This window comes from Streptomyces poriferorum (assembly GCF_019399235.1).
In the GTDB taxonomy this organism is placed as follows: Bacteria; Actinomycetota; Actinomycetes; order Streptomycetales; family Streptomycetaceae; genus Streptomyces; species Streptomyces poriferorum.
In genome coordinates this window covers 1-329 of record NZ_JAELVH010000687.1, presented here as the reverse complement: position 1 = coordinate 329, position 329 = coordinate 1, and the positions used below count along the sequence as shown (strand labels likewise).

The 329-nt window shown below is 67.8% G+C and carries 1 protein-coding gene; it reads left to right on the top strand.

Annotation, left to right across the window (positions count from 1 at the left end; genetic code table 11):
* Nucleotides 1–329: acyltransferase domain-containing protein (locus JGS39_RS40425; protein WP_219574708.1), on the top strand; the 329-nt coding region annotated here is incomplete at both ends.

Below are 329 nucleotides of genomic sequence, written 5' to 3'. Positions count from 1 at the left end.
TGTTGAACGGGACGATGTTCGCTCAGGCGGGGTTGTTCGCGGTGGAGACGGCGTTGTTCCGGTTGGTGGATTCGTGGGGTGTGCGGGCTGATGTGGTGGCGGGGCATTCGATCGGTGAGATCGTGGCCGCGCATGTGGCGGGTGTGCTGTCGTTGGCGGACGCGGCTGAGTTGGTTGTGGCGCGGGGGCGTTTGATGCAGGCGCTTCCGGGTGGTGGGGTGATGGTGGCGGTGGCGGCTTCGGAGGCGGAGGTGCTTCCGTTGCTGGGTGGTGGTGTGGGGTTGGCGGCGGTGAACGGTCCGTCGGCGGTGGTGGTGTCGGGGTCGGAG